Source organism: Acinetobacter sp. ESBL14 (assembly GCF_036668815.1).
GTDB lineage: Bacteria > Pseudomonadota > Gammaproteobacteria > Pseudomonadales > Moraxellaceae > Acinetobacter > Acinetobacter gyllenbergii.
On record NZ_JAZEVS010000006.1, the window covers coordinates 1 to 17,325 of the forward strand.

The following is a 17,325-nucleotide window of genomic DNA, read 5'->3' on the forward strand; positions in this document are numbered from 1 at the left end:
TTGGTGGCAACACGACCATTGATTCGACAACAGGTGCAATCACCACAAGTAACATTGGTGGCACAGGTTCGAACACAATTGATGGCGCGATCACCAGCGTGAAAGATGCAGCAACCAAAGCGAAAACTACGGTTACAGCAGGAGATAATGTTGTAGTTACTCCAACCACCAATGCAGATGGTTCAAGCAACTACCAAGTATCGACAGCGAAAGATGTGAATTTCGACAAGGTAACTGTAGGCAGTGTTGTTGTAGATAAAGCAAGTAATACCATTGAAGGCTTAAGTAATACAGACATCAAAGCAAGTGATTTTGCAACCAAAGGTCGAGCTGCGACTGAAGAGCAATTGAAGAGTGCGATTACGAGCAATATTACTGAAGTTGTAGATGGTAATGGCAATAAGGTGAATATTGTTGATCAGATTGTGAACAAAAATCCTGACAACAAGAACCAAGATTCATTGTTCTTAACCTACGATAAAAAAGGTCAAGAAACTACAGATCGCTTAACCATTGGTCAAACAGTACAGAAGATGAATACCGATGGTATTAAATTCTTCCATACCAATGCTGATACATCTAAAGGTGATTTGGGTACAACCAATGACTCAAGCGCAGGTGGTTTAAACTCGACAGCAGTTGGTGTAAATGCAATTGTTGCAGACGGTGCGGATAGTGCGCTTGCAGTTGGTCATGACAGCAAAGCAACAGGTAAAGAGTCCATTGCAATTGGTAAAGGTGCTGAAGCAACAGGCCTGCAATCAATCAGTATTGGTACAGGCAACAAAGTGAAAGGTGATCATTCTGGTGCGATTGGTGACCCGACCATCGTTGATGGATCGAATAGCTATTCTGTCGGTAACAATAACCAAGTGCTTACAAATGATACTTTCGTACTTGGTAATAATGTGACCAAAACAGTAGCTGGTTCAGTTGTGTTAGGAAACGGTTCAGCGGCGACAACAGGAGCAGGTGTAGCGGGTTATGCATTATCTGCTGCAACAACTGCTGATAAAGCAGCAATCTCGAAAACAACCTCAACTACAGGTGCAGTTGCAGTAGGTGATGAGGCGAGTGGTATTTATCGTCAAATTACTGGTGTTGCAGCGGGTAGTGCCGATGCAGATGCAGTGAACGTTGCTCAGTTGAAAGCTGTGGGTAACCAAGTTGTAACAACCCAAACTGCGCTGGTAAATAGCTTGGGTGGTGGTGCTAAAGTCAATGCTGACGGTACTATTACAGGTCCAACTTATAATGTGGCTCAAGCGAATCAAACCAATGTTGGTGATGCGTTGACTGCACTTGATAAGGCAATTGGTTCTGCTGCAACAACATCGAAAACGACTGTGACCAATGGTCAAAACATTGTTGTGAAAAAGAGCAAAAATGCTGATGGTTCAGATAACTATGAAGTGGAAACTGCAAAAGACTTAGCGGTTGATTCTGTGAAAGCAGGTGATACGGTTCTGAATAATGCAGGAATCACCATTGGTAACAATGCGGTTGTGTTAAACAACACAGGACTTATTATTGCTGGTGGCCCAAGTGTAACCACTCAAGGTGTCAATGCTGGCAATAAGCAGGTGACCAATGTTGCGGCTGGTGTTAATGCGACAGATGCGGTGAACAAAGGTCAATTGGATAGCGCAATTAGCAATGTGAATAACAATGTAAATGAGCTTGCTAACAATGCAGTGAAATACGACGATGCTAAAAAAGACAAGATCACCCTTGGTGGAGCAGATGGAACCACGATTACCAATGTAAAAGATGGTAAGGTTGAGCAAGGTTCTAAAGATGCTGTGAATGGTGGTCAGCTTGCGCAAGTTAAAGATAATTTGCAAGGGCAGATTACCAACAATACCAATGCTATTAATAACATTAAAAATGATATTAATAATGGTACGGTGGGTCTGGTTAAACAAGCGAATAGTACAGCTGACGTTACCGTTGCTAAAGACACTGGAGGCACTAAAGTTAATGTTGCTGGTACCGATGGTAATCGCGTTGTTACGGGTGTCAAAGATGGTGCAATTAATGAAGCATCGAAAGACGCAATCAACGGCTCTCAATTGAATGCAACCAACAAAAAAGTTGTTGAATTCTTAGGTGGCGGAGCTGGCTATAATAACATTACCAATAGTTTCACTAACCCTACTTACACGGTGGGAGGTAAAGACTACAACAATGTTGGTGGTGCAGTGGATGCCTTAAATAAAGCCGATCAAGCTTTGGGCAACCGCATTGATAACCTGGACAACAAACTTGAGCAAGCCTTCTACTCAACTAATCAACGTATTGAGGATGTAGAGAAAAAAGCAAATGCAGGTATTGCCGCAGCAATGGCATTGGAAGCAGCGCCATACATCGCAGGTAAATATACCTATGCAGCAGGTGCTTCTTATCATGGTGGTGAAAATGCAGTCGGCGTAACCTTGCGTAAGACTGCGGATAATGGTCGTTGGTCAATCACAGGCGGTGTCGCTGCAGCATCACAAGGTGATCCAAGTGTACGTATCGGTATCAGTGGTGTAATTGACTAAGGGACTCGTTATGCAGGAGAGCCCTTAGGCTCTCCTCATCTCCAATCGATAAAGAGAGTAAAATATGAAAAACATGATAAAAGCATTGGTTATCGGGATCGCTTCTAGTAGTGCAATGATGGCTATGGCGGCAGATGATGAGGTCGTGGTTCAACAAGAGGAAGTCAAATTTCCAGCTGTTGAAAAAAGCTATTTAAAACAAGTGCAGCGTTATGAATACGACAATGTTGCTCGCCTAGGTACTGGCTTAACCAAAGACCAAATTCGACATATCTTGGGAAATCCTCAATTTAGTGAAGGTTTATTCTTTGTTAAAACTTGGAACTATGTATTAGATGTCCGTCAGCCGAATAGTCAGGATTATTTACGTTGCCAGTTACGCATCGATTTTAATAAGGATACGCTTTCTGAACGTTTATCTTGGAAAGGTGAGGCATGTGAAGGTTTAATGGCTTGGGGGGCAAATAATCAAGTTCCAGCTGATGCCAATCTAAATACGTTGCGATCATCAAGTGTATTTTTTGCATTTGATCGATCGAATGCCAATGCAATTGAACAAGGTTCAAGTTCAGTTGCTGCAATTGCGCAACGGATTAAACAAGCGCCATCGAATAGCCCAGTGATTGTTGCAGGTTTTGCAGATCCTTTAGGTAAGTTTGCATATAACCATCAATTGTCAGCGCAGCGTGCCAATACCGTTGCCAAGTTGTTGGTGAATGAGGGTGTTGATGCAAATCGCATCCAAATTCAGGCCAATAGCCAAACTGATTTATATCAACAATGTGCAGGGCATAAAGCAAACCGCCAGTTAGTTGGTTGTTTAGCCCCAAATAGACGCGTGAATGTCAGTTGGTAATACACAATCTAAAAAATGGCTACTTTAACGTAGCCATTTTTTTTGAATAAAATTTATTATTTTTCAAATAAGTATGATTTATTTTTATGATTGGTCAATATTTCTAATTTAACGCTAGCGAGACAATGAAAATATAAAGCTAGTTAAGTATTTAATATTATTTATTTTTATTTATAGATTTAGCTTTTTAAATCGATCTTGCGGTAAAGAGTTTTTATGAGAACTGTCTGACAAAAAAACAGCATATTGTTTAAAAAATAATCTAATATGCATCTTGTGAGATAACATGCTTAGATGTCAGTTTCATGTATTTAAATAATTAAAGTGAGTATTTTTTTACGTATGAATCGTATGTATTGAGCTGCTATTTAGGATGAGTTGAACTTATCAGCTTGATAGAAATACTCAGTATTTGCAAACCATTTTAGAGGGTAAAATGATGTTGGAATCAAAAAAATTGATTGTACTTGATCAGATGCTAGTCTTAACCAAAGAAGGCAAAAATGATTTGGTTTATCAAAATGACACCTTACTAAAAGTAAAAATGATTTCGAATCAGCATATTGTGGTTGAGGATGATCATCAAACCAGTTTTCTATTAAAGCGACAAGATGAAAACGTGATTTGGTCATTTATTTAAGAGCAGAATAACAAGCATTTAAATGATTAAAGAGTATTAAAAATATAGATTATTCAAATGCTTGTTGAAATATATGTTTGTATCTTATGGGGCTATTCATTTTTATAAAATGAGTAATGGTTCTAACTTTGACCGAATTGACACCATCCAAATAAAATCAGTCAATTCTATTTCTATGCGTTATTCTTACATTGAATAAAGACTATTGGGAAATAGCTCGCTCTCGCTAAGGATGGATCAAACAATGCAAAATAATAAATTCACACAGTTTTTAAAACCTGTACTTTTGTCCTGTGTGCTAGCTTCATCATGGGGTATGGTGAATACAAGCTATGCAGCACCTGAAGGTAAACTGGATTTAAGTCTCTCTCCTCATTCACAAAATAAAGTTAAGCAATTATTGAATGATCCCAAAACGTGGCAACAGATTCCAAAACAGGTCACTCTCTGTGTGTTCTCTCCGAATGGCGAACATAGCGAAGCCTTTGAGCAGGCCACTAGTTATATTACTGAAATTCCAAGTATCGTCCGTGTTGCCAAGCAATTTGGCGTGAATATGAATGTGACACGTCCTTCACATTTGCAATTTAAATTAGATTTTGATTATCCAAAATTGAAAAAACAGGCGTCCACGTTGGTGAATCTGAAAGTGTATACCAATGAAGCTGTGTTGACCGAAGATTTCCGTAGCAAACGTTGTGATGGTGCAGGGATTAGCAATCTGCGCGCAAAACAGTTTAATAAGTTCGTGGGCAGTGTGGATGCAATTGGCGCCTTGCAGACCTATAAACAACTGAGTTCTGTGATTCAAGTTTTGGCCAATCCAAAGTTTGATGAAAAGATGGTAAACAAAGATTATGAGGTGGTTGGGATTGTACCCCTCGGTGCAGCCTATATTATGGTCACGGATCGTAATATAAATACTTTGGCTAAAGCAGCAGGCAAGAAAGTTGCGGTGTTCCAATTTGATGAAACTCAAAAGAAACTGGTACAAAATGTGGGGGCACAACCTGTGTCAGTTGATTTGGTGACAGTGGGTGGTAAATTTAATAATAAAGAAGTGGATATCATGGCAGGTCCAGCCATTTTATTTGAACCGCTAGAATTGCAAAAAGGCATGACTGATAAATCAGGAAAAGCCGTTGGTGGTATTATTAAATTTCCTGTCATTCAAGTGACAGGGACGCTGATTATGCATCGTAATAAATTCCCAGCAGGGATGGGCTCAATCGCACGAGAAGTCATTTCAAAACAGTTAGATCCTGCTTTTGAATTTGTTGACAAGATTGAAGCAAAAATTCCAGACAAATTTTGGTTGAAGTTAAACGAAAGTGATAAGCCTGGTTATGTTCGATTGATGCGCGAAGCACGCATTCAAATGACCAAGGAAGGCTTTTACGATAAAGATATGATGAAGTTGTTGAAACAAGTTCGTTGTTCACAAGACCCAAGCAACTATGAATGTGCTTTGAAAGATGAATAATTTTTAGATAACGTGCTGCTAAAATACGATGATCCTCTAATGTATTAGGGGATTTTTTTCTATTTGTTGTAAAACTCGCTAATTGTTCAGATATGAATTAAAATATTGTCTAAAATTTAATATTTTTAAACTATTGATAAAAAATGACAGAATTTAAACCTTTAATTGCAATAGATCTAGGTACAAGTAATTCACTTGTTGGTATTTTTGAAAATGGTCAATCAAAATTAATCGAAAACCCTTATGGGGTGAAATTGACACCGTCTGCGATTGCAATGGATGAGCAAGGTCGAATATTGATCGGTCAGGCTGCATTAGAACTTAGAGGAAGTGGGCAAGAGGTATTAACCAGTTTTAAGCGCTTAATGGGCACATCTAAACGATTGAAACTAGGTCATCAAAGTTTTAGCGCTGTCGAATTATCTTCTTTAATTCTTAAGTCTTTAAAGCAAGATGCTGAGCAATTATTACAATGTGAAGTAGATGAGGCGGTTATTACAGTTCCTGCTTACTTTAATGATATCCAGCGTCAAGCAACCATCTCGGCAGCTAAACTTGCTGGCTTAAAAGTAAGTCGTTTAATCAATGAACCTACAGCTGCTGCTTTAGCGTATGGTTTGGGGCAAACGGAAGATAGCTGTTTTCTTATTTTTGATTTAGGCGGTGGGACATTTGATGTCTCAATCGTTGAGTTATTTGATGGGATTATTGAGGTTCGCGCAAGTGCTGGAGATAACTATTTAGGGGGAGATGATTTCGTTCAACTCCTAATGAAACAATATTGGAAACAACATGCTTCTGTGTTTGGTTTTACAGAACATACAATTCCACTTGATATTGAAATTGCACTAAGAGCTAAAGCCCAATATTGCTTGCATGTTTTAAGCAAGGAAGCAAAAGCACAGTTTTCTTTCAAATGGAAAGAACAAGAGGCAATACTTGAAATTACCCAAGAAGAATTTGCTCATTGGGCAGAGCCCTTATTACTCCGTTTACGTCGCCCATTAGAACGAGCTTTAAGAGATGCGCGAATTTTACCTCAACAAGTTGACCAAATTATTATGGTTGGAGGGGCTACGCGTATTCCTGTTGTGCGTAAAATGGTGACAAAGCTATTTGGACGTTTTCCTTCAACAAGTATTCAACCAGATGAAGCAATCGTACGTGGTGCCTGTGTTCAAGCAGGTTTAAAAGCGAAGGATTTATCTCTCAAAGAAGTTGTATTGACTGATGTATGTCCGTTTAGCTTAGGGCTAGCTGTAGGAGCCGATGATCAGTTTTCACCAGTTTTAGAACGTAATACAGTAATCCCAGCCAGTAAAGTAAATACGTATACTGCGATGCATAAGGGACAACGAGAAATTGTGGTTCGAATTTATCAGGGTGAGCACAGGCTGTGTAAAGAAAACGTGTTTTTAGGTGAGTTAAAAGTTCCTTTACCACCAAATGATGATCAATTGTCGATAGATGTCCGTTTTTCTTATAATCCCAACGGGATTCTAGATGTCGATGTAGAGGTGCCTGCTACAGGGGAAAAACTTCAAAAAGTAGTGGTTAATCATCAAAGTGTGATGAGTGCCGAGCAGATTGAACAGGCCCGCGTACAGTTACAGGAATTAAAAATTCATCCACGTGATAATCTAATGAATAAGAGTTTGTTATTACGTGCAGAGCGTTTATTTAGTGAATATACTGGGGATATTCGCTTACAGATTGGAGAGCGAACGCAGCAATTTAACCATGTCTTGAATTTGCAAGAGGAAAGGCAGATTCGTGAGGCTCGTCAATATTTTGAAGCTTTCTTAAATGAAGTTGAAGATTTGAGCTTGTTTGAAGAATATTAAAACATTTAGCCCCTTTCGACTCTTGGAAATCAGAAGGGGCATGAAAGATATGTGTTGCTTATCTAAATTAAATTTTAGCTAAAAAATATTTAACTGCATCTAATCCAATAAATAATATAATGATCGTAAAAAATGTGGCTGTGAAAGCTAGATACCGAATCAGTTGTGAGATTTTTTTTGTACTCATCCCAACAAAAAGCAAACTTGTGAGAATAAGACCACTTGCATATATGAAGGGCTGATTATTCTCAGATATTAAGAAATAGCCAATAGCTAATACCCAAGTAAGTCTAAACAAGATAATCATTATACTTTTAAAATAGATTTGATTTTCTGTTAAATTGTCATTCTCTTTATTATAGCCAAAGATCGAAAATAAGGGGCGGAATGAGTCGGGAAGTAATAATAGACTGATAGGAATGAGACTGTAAACCGCTAACCATGAATGATCAGGTTTTGCAAGTGATAGGATTGCAAAGAAAAAGCCGATGCAAATCGCAATTAAGCCAAGATTTATAATCCAATGATCAAATTGAGAATCAGCACTTTGTAACAGGTTATTGTGATGTGGTTCTGCATTTAATTTTAAAGCACCAATTAAGAGGACTGAGAATATAAGCCAAGTATAACTTAAAAGCTGGTGCAGACTTTCTGCAAACCAAGGTGTTGCAATACAAAGAATAAATCCACTTAAAAACCAAATTTTACTTAAACGTATGAGTGTTTCTTCTTGATCGGGACGACCTAGGATTTTGGCATGAAGAATAGGTTGTAAAATACAAATAAATAAGGCAATAGTAACCAAGCTAATACATATAACTATCCCTGCTTTGGGTGTTATTTCAAGTAGTAGCGATGCAAAATAAAATGTGCCAATTGAAAAAATAAGATTAATAAGGTTAAATTTTTTGATTTCACTTAAGCTTTTTAAAAATACAAAATTGGGATTGTTTTGTGCACTTGAAATTTGAAGTTGATTTAAAATTTCAGTTGTTGTGAGGTTGGTATATATCTTGTGGAGATGATTTTGTAGACTAATCATTTTGAAAGGCTGTAGCTTTTGTTCTCCTGTTAATGCTTGAAGTGCGAGATATTGCTCAGGTTTTAATTGTTTCAAGATCGAGTGTTTTGATAAATAATCATTCAACTTTTCTTGCAAAAGAGAGGAGTAATACGATTGATCATATTGATGGATATCGTCTGGATAACTTTCGTGCCAGAGTTCAAGAAAACGAAAATATTCAGGTTGTAAATTATTGCTGTCTATTTCTGCCAAAGGCGCGACTAACTGATCCTTAATTTGAATTTGTTGATGAAGAGGGATATCAAATTGCTGATTCAGTAGATATTTAAATTTTTCGAAAGTTGAATCACTAATATCTTTATTCCAAAGTGAATCTGTTACTTCGTTGAGGGTTATGAAAATTGGTTCGGCTACGATGCTATGATCAGACTCAAGGGGAACTTCTTGAACTGTTTGAGAAGTTATTGTCTCGTCATTATAGAGGTCGAGCGCGATATTAGTTTGAGGCTCATGATCAGAAAAGATATAAAGAAAGTCATCGAGATCATATTGCTTTAATAGATTTTGTACTTTATTGCTATAAGTTATGCTGGTATTCGGGTCTGCAATGTTTTGAATTTGGTGATGAAATTGAAGCAATTCATTCCGGATATCAAAATTTATATCCTGTGTTGAAATATGATGTTCTAGATTTTTTAAAGATTCTTCGAGTTGTAATTCATCCGCATTAGGAGAGACCTCACTATTTTCAGAGGCATATTTCTCTAAATCAGGCTCAATAATATCGTTTACTTCATCATCTTCATAGAATACATATGCTGCTTCAAACTGTGCAGTTTCTAAAGCCTCTCTAAGGCGAATAAATTCTTCAGGTTGAGTATCTTGATCGATTAATTTAAGTTGTTTTGCATAGGCTTTCTTAATTTCTCTCTGATTATCTGTTGGTTCAATACCTAGTCGTTGCCACGCTGTCATTCGTTGTACTCAAAATATGTTTTTAATAAATTACGAAAGATTTTATTCAAAAGAATATATAGGTATAGTCTAGCATATTGCTTTTTGCTCTGACCTTATCGTTTATAGATAAAGCTGAAGTCAATATTCCTAATAGATTAGGAGAATGATGTTTATGTTTGAACAGTAATTTGATTCAATAGCTATAATAAAATTCTTATACGATTTTAAAGAGTTGAGGAATAATTGATGATATAAAACTTATGGGATCTGAATACAACAACTTCTATATTGTTTTTATAGTAAAAAAAGTACTCCAGAGATGCCGCTGCATGGTCGTTACCCTGAACCCGATGAGTTCAAGGTGGAGGTGACGCATACTTACTGGGTTTCCTACTCGAGGTAGGCATACACTCAAAATACACAGAACACATCCATAAATTTAAGTATCGGCAGGGGAATAGACGTACTGGCGAACACCCTAGAGATGTTTTCTATTATAGTTAAATCAACACCGACCACAAGAGGAAAGTATTGAGATTTGTATGTTTTACTAACAATTAGAAAATTAAGTTTAATAGAATTATAAAATCTAAAGCGAGATCAATTATTTGTTGAAATAAAATGGGTCTCCAAAATGCCGCTGCATGTCTTTACCCTTGAACACTAAGGTTCAAGGTGGAAAGCGCTATATATCATCTGGGTTTCCTACTCAGGGTAGGCATACACGCTCAATATTTAAAAACGCTTTCCAATTCGGAAATAATTCACGGCTCAGGGGAGTCAGACCAGCTGGCGTACACCTCAGAGATGATTTAATTATAGTAAAAATGAAGGTCATCTCAAGAGGGAGAAATAGAGAAATTTGTAAGTTTAAGTTTATAGTTGAAACATTCAATTGAAGTAATTGAATTGACAAAAATTTTGAAGAATTCGATCTCCCTTATATAGGCGTAATTTTTAGAAAGGAGCACTGTACGTATTATATTTAGTAGCATTTTAGTAAATCTGATCAAATCATGGTGCTTGATCTAGTGGCGCATTTTCTTATAGGAATTGACACCTCGATGTAATGACTCTACTAAATTTATTTATAAGCTTAAATTAATAATATGCGTGCCTGTTTGAGTGGTGGTTTAGGCAAAAAATGGATGGGTGATTGCTGTTTTTCTGAATGTTAAATAATAAACAAATAGATGAATTGACTTGAGAGCGGGAATTCAATTCAGGCGAATTTGAGTAAATAATAAAAATGACGATGAGATAAAGGCGGAAAAGAAGGCTGGTATATGTACTATGGCGCTAAAAAAAGCCTGAAATTTATATTTCAGGCTTTCCAGAGTTAGATGCTTTGTTCTACATCTTCAAGCATGGTTTCTAAAAGACGTTCACAATGTGCATACTGCTGCAAAGATTTATTTAAGCTAAACACTTCTTGAGCCATTTGTAGTGCGACCATAATCACCAGTTTATTATGTTCAACTCGTGGGGCACTACGACGCATGTCATGAAATTTCTGATTAAGTAGTTCCGCAGCGCGCTCTAATTCCTCACGTTTTTCTTCAGTTGTGTTGAGACGAAAGGTCTGTTCAATTAAGCGAAGCTCAACAACAATAGGTTCACTCATGATCAGGTCTCCTCTTGGGTTTCAGCATTCGGATGTGCGAGTTGCTGAATTTCTTGCGCATGTTGATCTTGTGCAGTACCTAAAATTGAAAGGCGCTGAATAATGGCTTCAACTTTAGATTTAGCCAGTTCATTTTTCTGCAACAGACGATCACGATCTTGCTGTAAATCCTGAATCTCTTGCTGGCTATGACGTTGCTGTGCTTGTAGTTTTTCTTTATTCACACGTAAGTCATTGCGCTCAGCCAAAATTTCTTGGAAGCGGTTTTTCAAATCAGTGGTGCTTTTCTCTAAACGGCTATAACGCTCCGCTAGAGTTGTTGCATCTTGATTCAGTTGTTTAAATTGATCTTGTAACTGAGTCAGTTGTTCAGTTAAGTTATCAACTTCTTCCTGCTTTTGCGTGATGATGCTATTTTTCTGCACAACTTGTGCATGATGGTCAGTTTCAGCTAATTGCTTAGCTTCGGTGAGCGATGAGTTTTCTCGCTCCAAGTGATGTAAGCGTGTTTTTAAAACACCAATATGCGCTTGTAGACGCTGTAATTGTTCTAACATAACGAAGGTCGCACAGAGTTGCAATCAAAGGTAATATATACAGCAGTATAGAGATTGGATAAACGAATGCAAGACGATATTTCAGGTTGGACGGAATGGAATGCCCATTTTGATGGGATTGAAGAAATTTCAAGTCCAAGTGAGTTACACGGTTTACTAACAGGTATCGTTTGTGTGACACAAGCGCCGACCTCAGATGAATGGTCACAAATTTTAAACACCCTTAATGTGCCTGCTTTACAAGCAGAGGCATTGGAAAGTCTGACTGATGAAGCGGAAGATGTTGCTCATGCTTTATCTGATGACGAATTAGATTACTTGCCTATGCTTCCAGATGATAGCCATTTACTGGCAGATCGTGTGCAAGCCTTGGCGGACTGGTGCGCAGGCGTAGTCCTCGGTTTTGGTTTGGCTTCAGGTCATATTCGTGGTGAAGAACAAGAGCTGATTGAACATTTACAAGATGTTGCAGCTGTTGAGTTTGAAGACTCGGATAATGATGAAGAAGGCGAAGAAAGCTATCAGGAACTCTATGAGTTTGTACGCTTGATTCCCGTGAGTTTATCGATTGGCCGCACCAAGATTCCTGTTGCTGAAAGTTCTTTATTGCAAAACTTTCACGCCAAAAGCAGAAATCAAGACAATCAAGCAGCAGATCCGCAAACGGTTGTAGAAATGTTTACCCCACATCGTCCGAGTTAACTCGGGCGGTGCCTTAAGCTCTTATAAATAAAGATACTTACAATCATTCATCTTCATCAGAAGGACAATATGAAATTAAGTCAAGCCGATTTTAAACAACGTCGTGATCTTCTTGCTAAACAAATAGGCAGCAATAGCATTGCAATTATTGCGACTCGAGCAGAAATGTATCGTAACCGCGATGCGGACTATAAATATCGTGCAGACAGTAGTTTTTATTATCTGACTGGATTTGCCGAGCCTGAGGCGGTTGCGATCATTGAAACCTTTGAAGACGTTGAAGCATATAGCTATAGCTTATTCTGCCGCGAACGTAATCGCGAGATGGAAATCTGGAATGGTTATCGTGCTGGAATTGACGGGGCGATTGAAATCTATGATGCAGATGAAGCTTATGCAATTGATCTGCTCGATGAAGAAATTATCGACAAGTTATTAAATAAACAGCGTCTTTACTATCGTATCGGCCAAAATGCTGAATTTGATGCACGTGTTAGTCAATGGATTCAAAAAGCGGATGCGCAACAACGTCGTGGTGGTGCTGCACCAGCAGAAGTGGTCCAGTTAGATCGTCTTGTTGATGAAATGCGTTTGAAAAAATCGGCTCAGGAAATTGAGTTGATGCAGGTCGCAGCCAATATCAGTGCTGAAGCGCATACCCGTGCGATGCAATCGGTCAAACCTGAGATGATGGAATACGCGCTAGAAGCGGAACTCAATTATATCTTTGGTAAAAACGGCTGTGTGCCATCGTATAACAGTATTGTTGGTGGTGGTGAAAATGCCTGTATTTTGCATTATGTTGAAAATAACAAGCCATTAAACGATGGCGATTTAGTTTTAATTGATGCGGCATGTGAATACGAATTTTATGCATCGGATATTACCCGTACGTTCCCTGTAAATGGCAAGTTTAGCCCTGAGCAAAAAGCACTTTATAATGTGGTTTTAGAAGCGCAGCTCGCTGCGATTGATGCAACCCGTATTGGCAATCATTATAAATATCCGCATGAAGTAGCTGTCAAGATTTTAACTCAGGGTCTGGTTTATCTTGGCTTGCTGAGTGGCAATGTAGATGAGCTGGTTGAAAGCGAAGCCTTCCGTCAATTCTTTATGCATGGTACTGGCCATTGGCTCGGTATGGATGTGCATGATGTGGGTGCATATAAAACTGGCGAAGACTGGCGTGCTTATGAAGCGGGTATGGTGGTGACCGTTGAACCAGGTTTATATGTCGCACCGGATGATGAAACAGTAGATGCAAAATGGCGTGGTATCGGCATTCGTATCGAAGATGACATTGTCGTCACTGAAAATGGACCGTTGGTTTTAACCAAGAATGTGGTTAAAACTGTTGAAGAGATTGAAAGTTTGATGGCGAACCGTTAATCAGTGAAATGATTGTTTCTTACTTAGTATTTATTTTTATAATTTGATATTATAGTTGAGCAATAATTTAACAAAAGAACTCATATGGACTTAGCCTTTACTTGATTAAGTCTATATGAGGGAATTATCGTGGAATAATTATTTATTTTTAATGTCTTTGATTTAATTTTTTAATGGTTTCACATGGGCGTACGATAAAATCTGTCATGCCTTTATTTTGTATAATTTCATCTTGTGTAAAGGGGTATGTGTGAACATTAAATTTAATATCCTCAGGGCCCTTACTTATTTTTTCAAGAGGACATAAAATATATATTTTTCCTGCATCTGCTTTAAAAGGTGGAATCGGAGTATAGACATTCCAAGCTTCAAACCCTCTATATGTATCTAAAAAACGACCTACAATTAATGAGTGTACCTTTATATTTAACTCTTCAGGATTCACACTTACTAACTGAGTACTTCCAAATAGAGATTTATTTTCTGACATCTTTTGATCATTAACTTCATATATTATGGAACTACCCGCCTTAAAATACTGACCAGCACCTAACCAATCGATATAAACCATAGCTAATTCACTTTTTGGTTTAACTTCCCCACGATACATTTTTGTAGGTTTTAAATGAGAAGAACTACAACCTACAATTGAAGTTGATATGATTAAAAAAAATAAAAATCGCATGTTATTCCCCTTTGTGAAAGTAAATTATATTCTTTTTTTTGTTTGATTTTTAAAAATCTATCTAGAGTCATTAGAAAAGTGGGAAACACACATAGATTAGCTATAACGATAGTAATAATCGCTAAATGCCTAACATAAGTGGGTATTGAAGGGTTTTTTATTGAAGTGGTTCTATTTTATTAATTTATATAATAAAATTTATTTTGATGTAAAAAAGCAGAAAGTTTTGATTTATGAGAAAAATCGCCCAATGTTATGGGTGGTTGAATATTTTTCCAAGAACTTTTAAAAACATAGACCAAACAAAGTACAAATTCCCTTCCTGATTTGAGTTAGAGTAAGATAGGCTGGGGTTTGTTGATATTTCACCTTACGAGCTAAAACTTCCTTAAACTTTGTTATGAAACTTGACAAGGGGATTGGCAATTGCCTACGTTTCATGCCTTGTTTAAGTTGTTTTAGCCTATAACGCAACCATAGATGAAATATCAATAGCCCCCTTAACATCAAGTCATGAAAAACTGATAAGGAATAATATTATGCAGCAACAAGTCATCATTGTCGGTGGAGGTATGGTTGGACTCAGCCTTGCTTTAATGTTGGCAAAATCTAATATCGCAGTAAAGTTATTAGAAGCTGTGAAATATCCAAATTACGATGACGAAAACGTTGCACCTTATCATTCTAGCTTTGATGCGCGGAATACCGCACTGTCACGCCGTAGTGTACAGATTTACCAAAAATTGGGTCTGTGGGAAGCACTTCAGCAACATGCCACGCCGATCTTACAAGTGCATATTACCGAGCAAGGCAGTTTTGGTAAGGCGCGTTTAGTTGCAGAGCAAGAAAAAGTAGAAAGCTTTGGACAAGTGATTGAGAACGCATGGTTGGGGCGTGTATTACTGACCCAAGTACGTCAGCAGCCATTGATTGAGTTGATTGATGGTGTGCAAGTGACTTCACTGACACAAGATGCAGATCAAGTCCAAATTGAAGCCATGCGTAATGGTGAATATATCCATTCCTTAAAGTCCAAGTTGGTGATTGCGGCTGATGGTCGTGATTCATTCTGCCGCCAAGCGATTGGTGTGGGTGTCGATGAGCATGATTACGACCAAGTCGCGATTGTGACCACCGTACAGACTTCTAAGCCGCATCAGCACGTTGGCTTTGAACGCTTTAGTGCACTGGGGCCATTGGCATTGTTACCATTGCCGGGTGAATACCGCCGTTCAGTGGTGTGGCCTGTGAAAAAAGGCACTGAAGCGGAGTGGTTAGGTGAAGAAAATGATCAACATTTTCTTGATGCCTTACAGGAAACCTATGGTGATCGTGCTGGAAAATTTGAAAAAACAGGCAAGCGTTTTAGCTATCCATTGGCTCAGGTGTTGGCACATAAGCAGGCGGTTGGGCGTGTGGTGCTGATGGGTAATGCCGCACATACCATTCACCCAGTGGCAGGGCAAGGTTTTAACTTGTGTTTGCGTGATGCAGATGTGTTGGTTCGTTTCTTGATGGAACAATTGGCAAAGTCCGATGATATTGGTGCTCCAGAGAATTTATTGGCTTACGAGCAATCCCGTTTAAAAGATCAGCAACGGGTGATTAAGTTCTGTGATTCAGTGGTACGTGGTTTTAGTAATCAAAATCCAATTCTCAAGTTATTACGTAATACGGGACTGATCGCATTTGATGTGATTCCTGGGGTTAAGCCTTTGGTTGCCAACTATGCAATGGGACTAAAAGCATGAGTGAGCTGTTAGATGTTGTGATTGTGGGTGGTGGTTTAGTCGGTGGATTAACCGCTTTATTGTTGGCCCAAGGCGGTGTACAAGCAACGGTATTGGATGCTGCACCTGTGCTAGATCAAGAAAAGACATTGGCTGTAATGAATCCTCGAGTATTGGCACTGAGTCAGGCGACGATTCACCTACTTAAAACAGTCGATGTTTGGGATGATTTAGCGCGTCAAATGCCCTATTCAGGTATGCAAGTCTGGAATAAAAATGGCTATGGCGAAATTAATTTTGGTCATGCATCTGAACAGCAACCTCAATCAGATCAGGCTTTAGGTTCAATGGTTGAGCCGAGTGTTTTGAATTTGGCGATTCAACAAAAAATGTTGCAGCAACTCAACGATTATCGTACTCAAGTGAAGGTGATTCGGATTGAGCAGATTCCACAAGGCTGGTCGATTCAATTGGCGGATGGCACAACACTAAAAACCAAGTTGCTCATTGGTGCAGATGGTGCGAATTCTTTTGTACGTGAGCAAGCCTATATTGATCTAGATGTCTTAGATTATAAGCAAGCCGCGATCAGTTGTGCGATTAAAACCACCCAGCCGAATCACTATGTGGCACGGCAAATTTTCCTACCGACGGGTCCACTGGCTTATTTGCCGATGGCGAGTCTTGATCCACAAGAGAATGGCTATTGGCAGTCGATTGTTTGGACTTTACCTGATGATTATGCTGATGAATATTCGGCATTAAATGATCAAGACTTTATGCGCTTACTGACCCAAGAAAGTCTGCAAATGTTGGGAAAGGTGGTTGAGGTTCGTTCCAGAGCGCAGTTTCCACTGAAAGCACGTGCTGCACAGCGCTATATCAAGTCAGGCTTGGCATTGATTGGTGATGCTGCCCATGTGATTCATCCTTTAGCGGGACAAGGTGTGAATATTGGTTGTCTAGATGCTGCAGTACTTTGCGATGTGCTATTACACGATTTAAACCGTGGGGTATGGGCCAACGAGCAAACCTTATTACGTTATGAACACCTACGTAAAGGCCAGAATGATGCAATGATGCACAGTATGTCTGCAATTGGCTGGTTGGAAAGTTCGGAATTATTTCCCTTTGTTTGGGCCCGAAATTTTGGACTAAAACAGGTTGAACAATTTGAGTGGTTTAAAGATCGCTTTATGCAGCAAGCCAATGGTTTGGGTGCTTTACAGCAGACACGCTATGTTTGCTAAAAAATAGTAGATATTTTTTAAACAATCATTTATAAATCAGA

General features: G+C 38.6%; 13 protein-coding genes and 2 other RNA genes. 9 read left to right on the forward strand and 6 right to left on the reverse strand.

The features are described 5' to 3' along the window. The 5 genes from V6E90_RS16745 to V6E90_RS16765 all read left to right on the forward strand — a co-directional run. A partial coding sequence (locus V6E90_RS16745) for a YadA-like family protein (protein ID WP_332605973.1) occupies window positions 1-2,543 on the forward strand: 2,543 nt, incomplete at its 5' end. A gap of 64 nt (window positions 2,544-2,607) precedes the next feature. Next, a complete protein-coding gene (tpgA, locus tag V6E90_RS16750) occupies window positions 2,608-3,399 on the forward strand; it encodes a trimeric autotransporter adhesin/peptidogylcan-associated protein TpgA (protein WP_332605975.1) in 792 nt (263 codons plus the stop codon). 439 nt (window positions 3,400-3,838) lie between these two features. Continuing rightward, window positions 3,839-4,039, forward strand: coding sequence for a hypothetical protein (locus V6E90_RS16755; protein ID WP_004652606.1), 201 nt, complete (start codon window positions 3,839-3,841; stop codon window positions 4,037-4,039). A gap of 244 nt (window positions 4,040-4,283) precedes the next feature. Further along, window positions 4,284-5,522: a putative solute-binding protein gene (locus tag V6E90_RS16760; RefSeq protein WP_016540447.1), complete on the forward strand. Its 1,239-nt coding sequence runs from the start codon at window positions 4,284-4,286 to the stop codon at window positions 5,520-5,522. 143 nt (window positions 5,523-5,665) lie between these two features. Beyond that, the gene (locus tag V6E90_RS16765; RefSeq protein ID WP_332605979.1) at window positions 5,666-7,366 is read left to right on the forward strand and encodes an Hsp70 family protein; all 1,701 of its coding nucleotides are present in this window, start codon (window positions 5,666-5,668) and stop codon (window positions 7,364-7,366) included. A 67-nt stretch (window positions 7,367-7,433) separates the two neighbouring features. Here V6E90_RS16765 and V6E90_RS16770 read toward each other — a convergent pair whose 3' ends face one another. From V6E90_RS16770 to V6E90_RS16790, 5 genes are all read right to left on the reverse strand, one after another. After that, a complete protein-coding gene (locus V6E90_RS16770; RefSeq protein WP_332605981.1) occupies window positions 7,434-9,365 on the reverse strand; it encodes a molecular chaperone in 1,932 nt (643 codons plus the stop codon). A gap of 288 nt (window positions 9,366-9,653) precedes the next feature. Further along, window positions 9,654-9,835: non-coding RNA, 6S RNA (gene ssrS, locus V6E90_RS16775), on the reverse strand. 134 nt (window positions 9,836-9,969) lie between these two features. Further along, a non-coding RNA gene (ssrS, locus tag V6E90_RS16780) (6S RNA) lies at window positions 9,970-10,158 on the reverse strand. Between the two features lie 528 nt (window positions 10,159-10,686). Then, complete coding sequence (locus V6E90_RS16785) at window positions 10,687-10,971, reverse strand: cell division protein ZapA (RefSeq protein WP_005272490.1); 285 nt, start codon at window positions 10,969-10,971, stop codon at window positions 10,687-10,689. Window positions 10,972-10,973: 2 nt separating this feature from the next. Continuing rightward, window positions 10,974-11,528, reverse strand: a complete 555-nt coding sequence (locus tag V6E90_RS16790; protein WP_005272487.1) for a hypothetical protein — start codon at window positions 11,526-11,528, stop codon at window positions 10,974-10,976. Window positions 11,529-11,594: 66 nt separating this feature from the next. Here V6E90_RS16790 and V6E90_RS16795 point away from each other — a divergent pair, with 66 nt between their 5' ends. Then, complete coding sequence (locus V6E90_RS16795) at window positions 11,595-12,230, forward strand: UPF0149 family protein (RefSeq protein ID WP_332605986.1); 636 nt, start codon at window positions 11,595-11,597, stop codon at window positions 12,228-12,230. A 69-nt stretch (window positions 12,231-12,299) separates the two neighbouring features. Next, window positions 12,300-13,619: a Xaa-Pro aminopeptidase gene (pepP, locus tag V6E90_RS16800; RefSeq protein WP_332605988.1), complete on the forward strand. Its 1,320-nt coding sequence runs from the start codon at window positions 12,300-12,302 to the stop codon at window positions 13,617-13,619. A gap of 148 nt (window positions 13,620-13,767) precedes the next feature. Here the strand turns inward: pepP and V6E90_RS16805 are convergent, their stop codons facing one another. Then, window positions 13,768-14,304, reverse strand: a complete 537-nt coding sequence (locus V6E90_RS16805) for a hypothetical protein (protein ID WP_023270211.1) — start codon at window positions 14,302-14,304, stop codon at window positions 13,768-13,770. A gap of 539 nt (window positions 14,305-14,843) precedes the next feature. Between V6E90_RS16805 and ubiH the strand changes: the two genes are divergently transcribed. Then, on the forward strand, window positions 14,844-16,055 hold the full coding sequence (ubiH, locus tag V6E90_RS16810; RefSeq protein WP_004652615.1) for a 2-octaprenyl-6-methoxyphenyl hydroxylase: 1,212 nt from the start codon (window positions 14,844-14,846) through the stop codon (window positions 16,053-16,055). After that, a complete protein-coding gene (locus V6E90_RS16815; protein ID WP_332605992.1) occupies window positions 16,052-17,284 on the forward strand; it encodes an FAD-dependent monooxygenase in 1,233 nt (410 codons plus the stop codon). Before ubiH ends, V6E90_RS16815 begins: the two co-directional genes overlap by 4 nt. Window positions 17,285-17,325 lie beyond the last annotated feature (41 nt).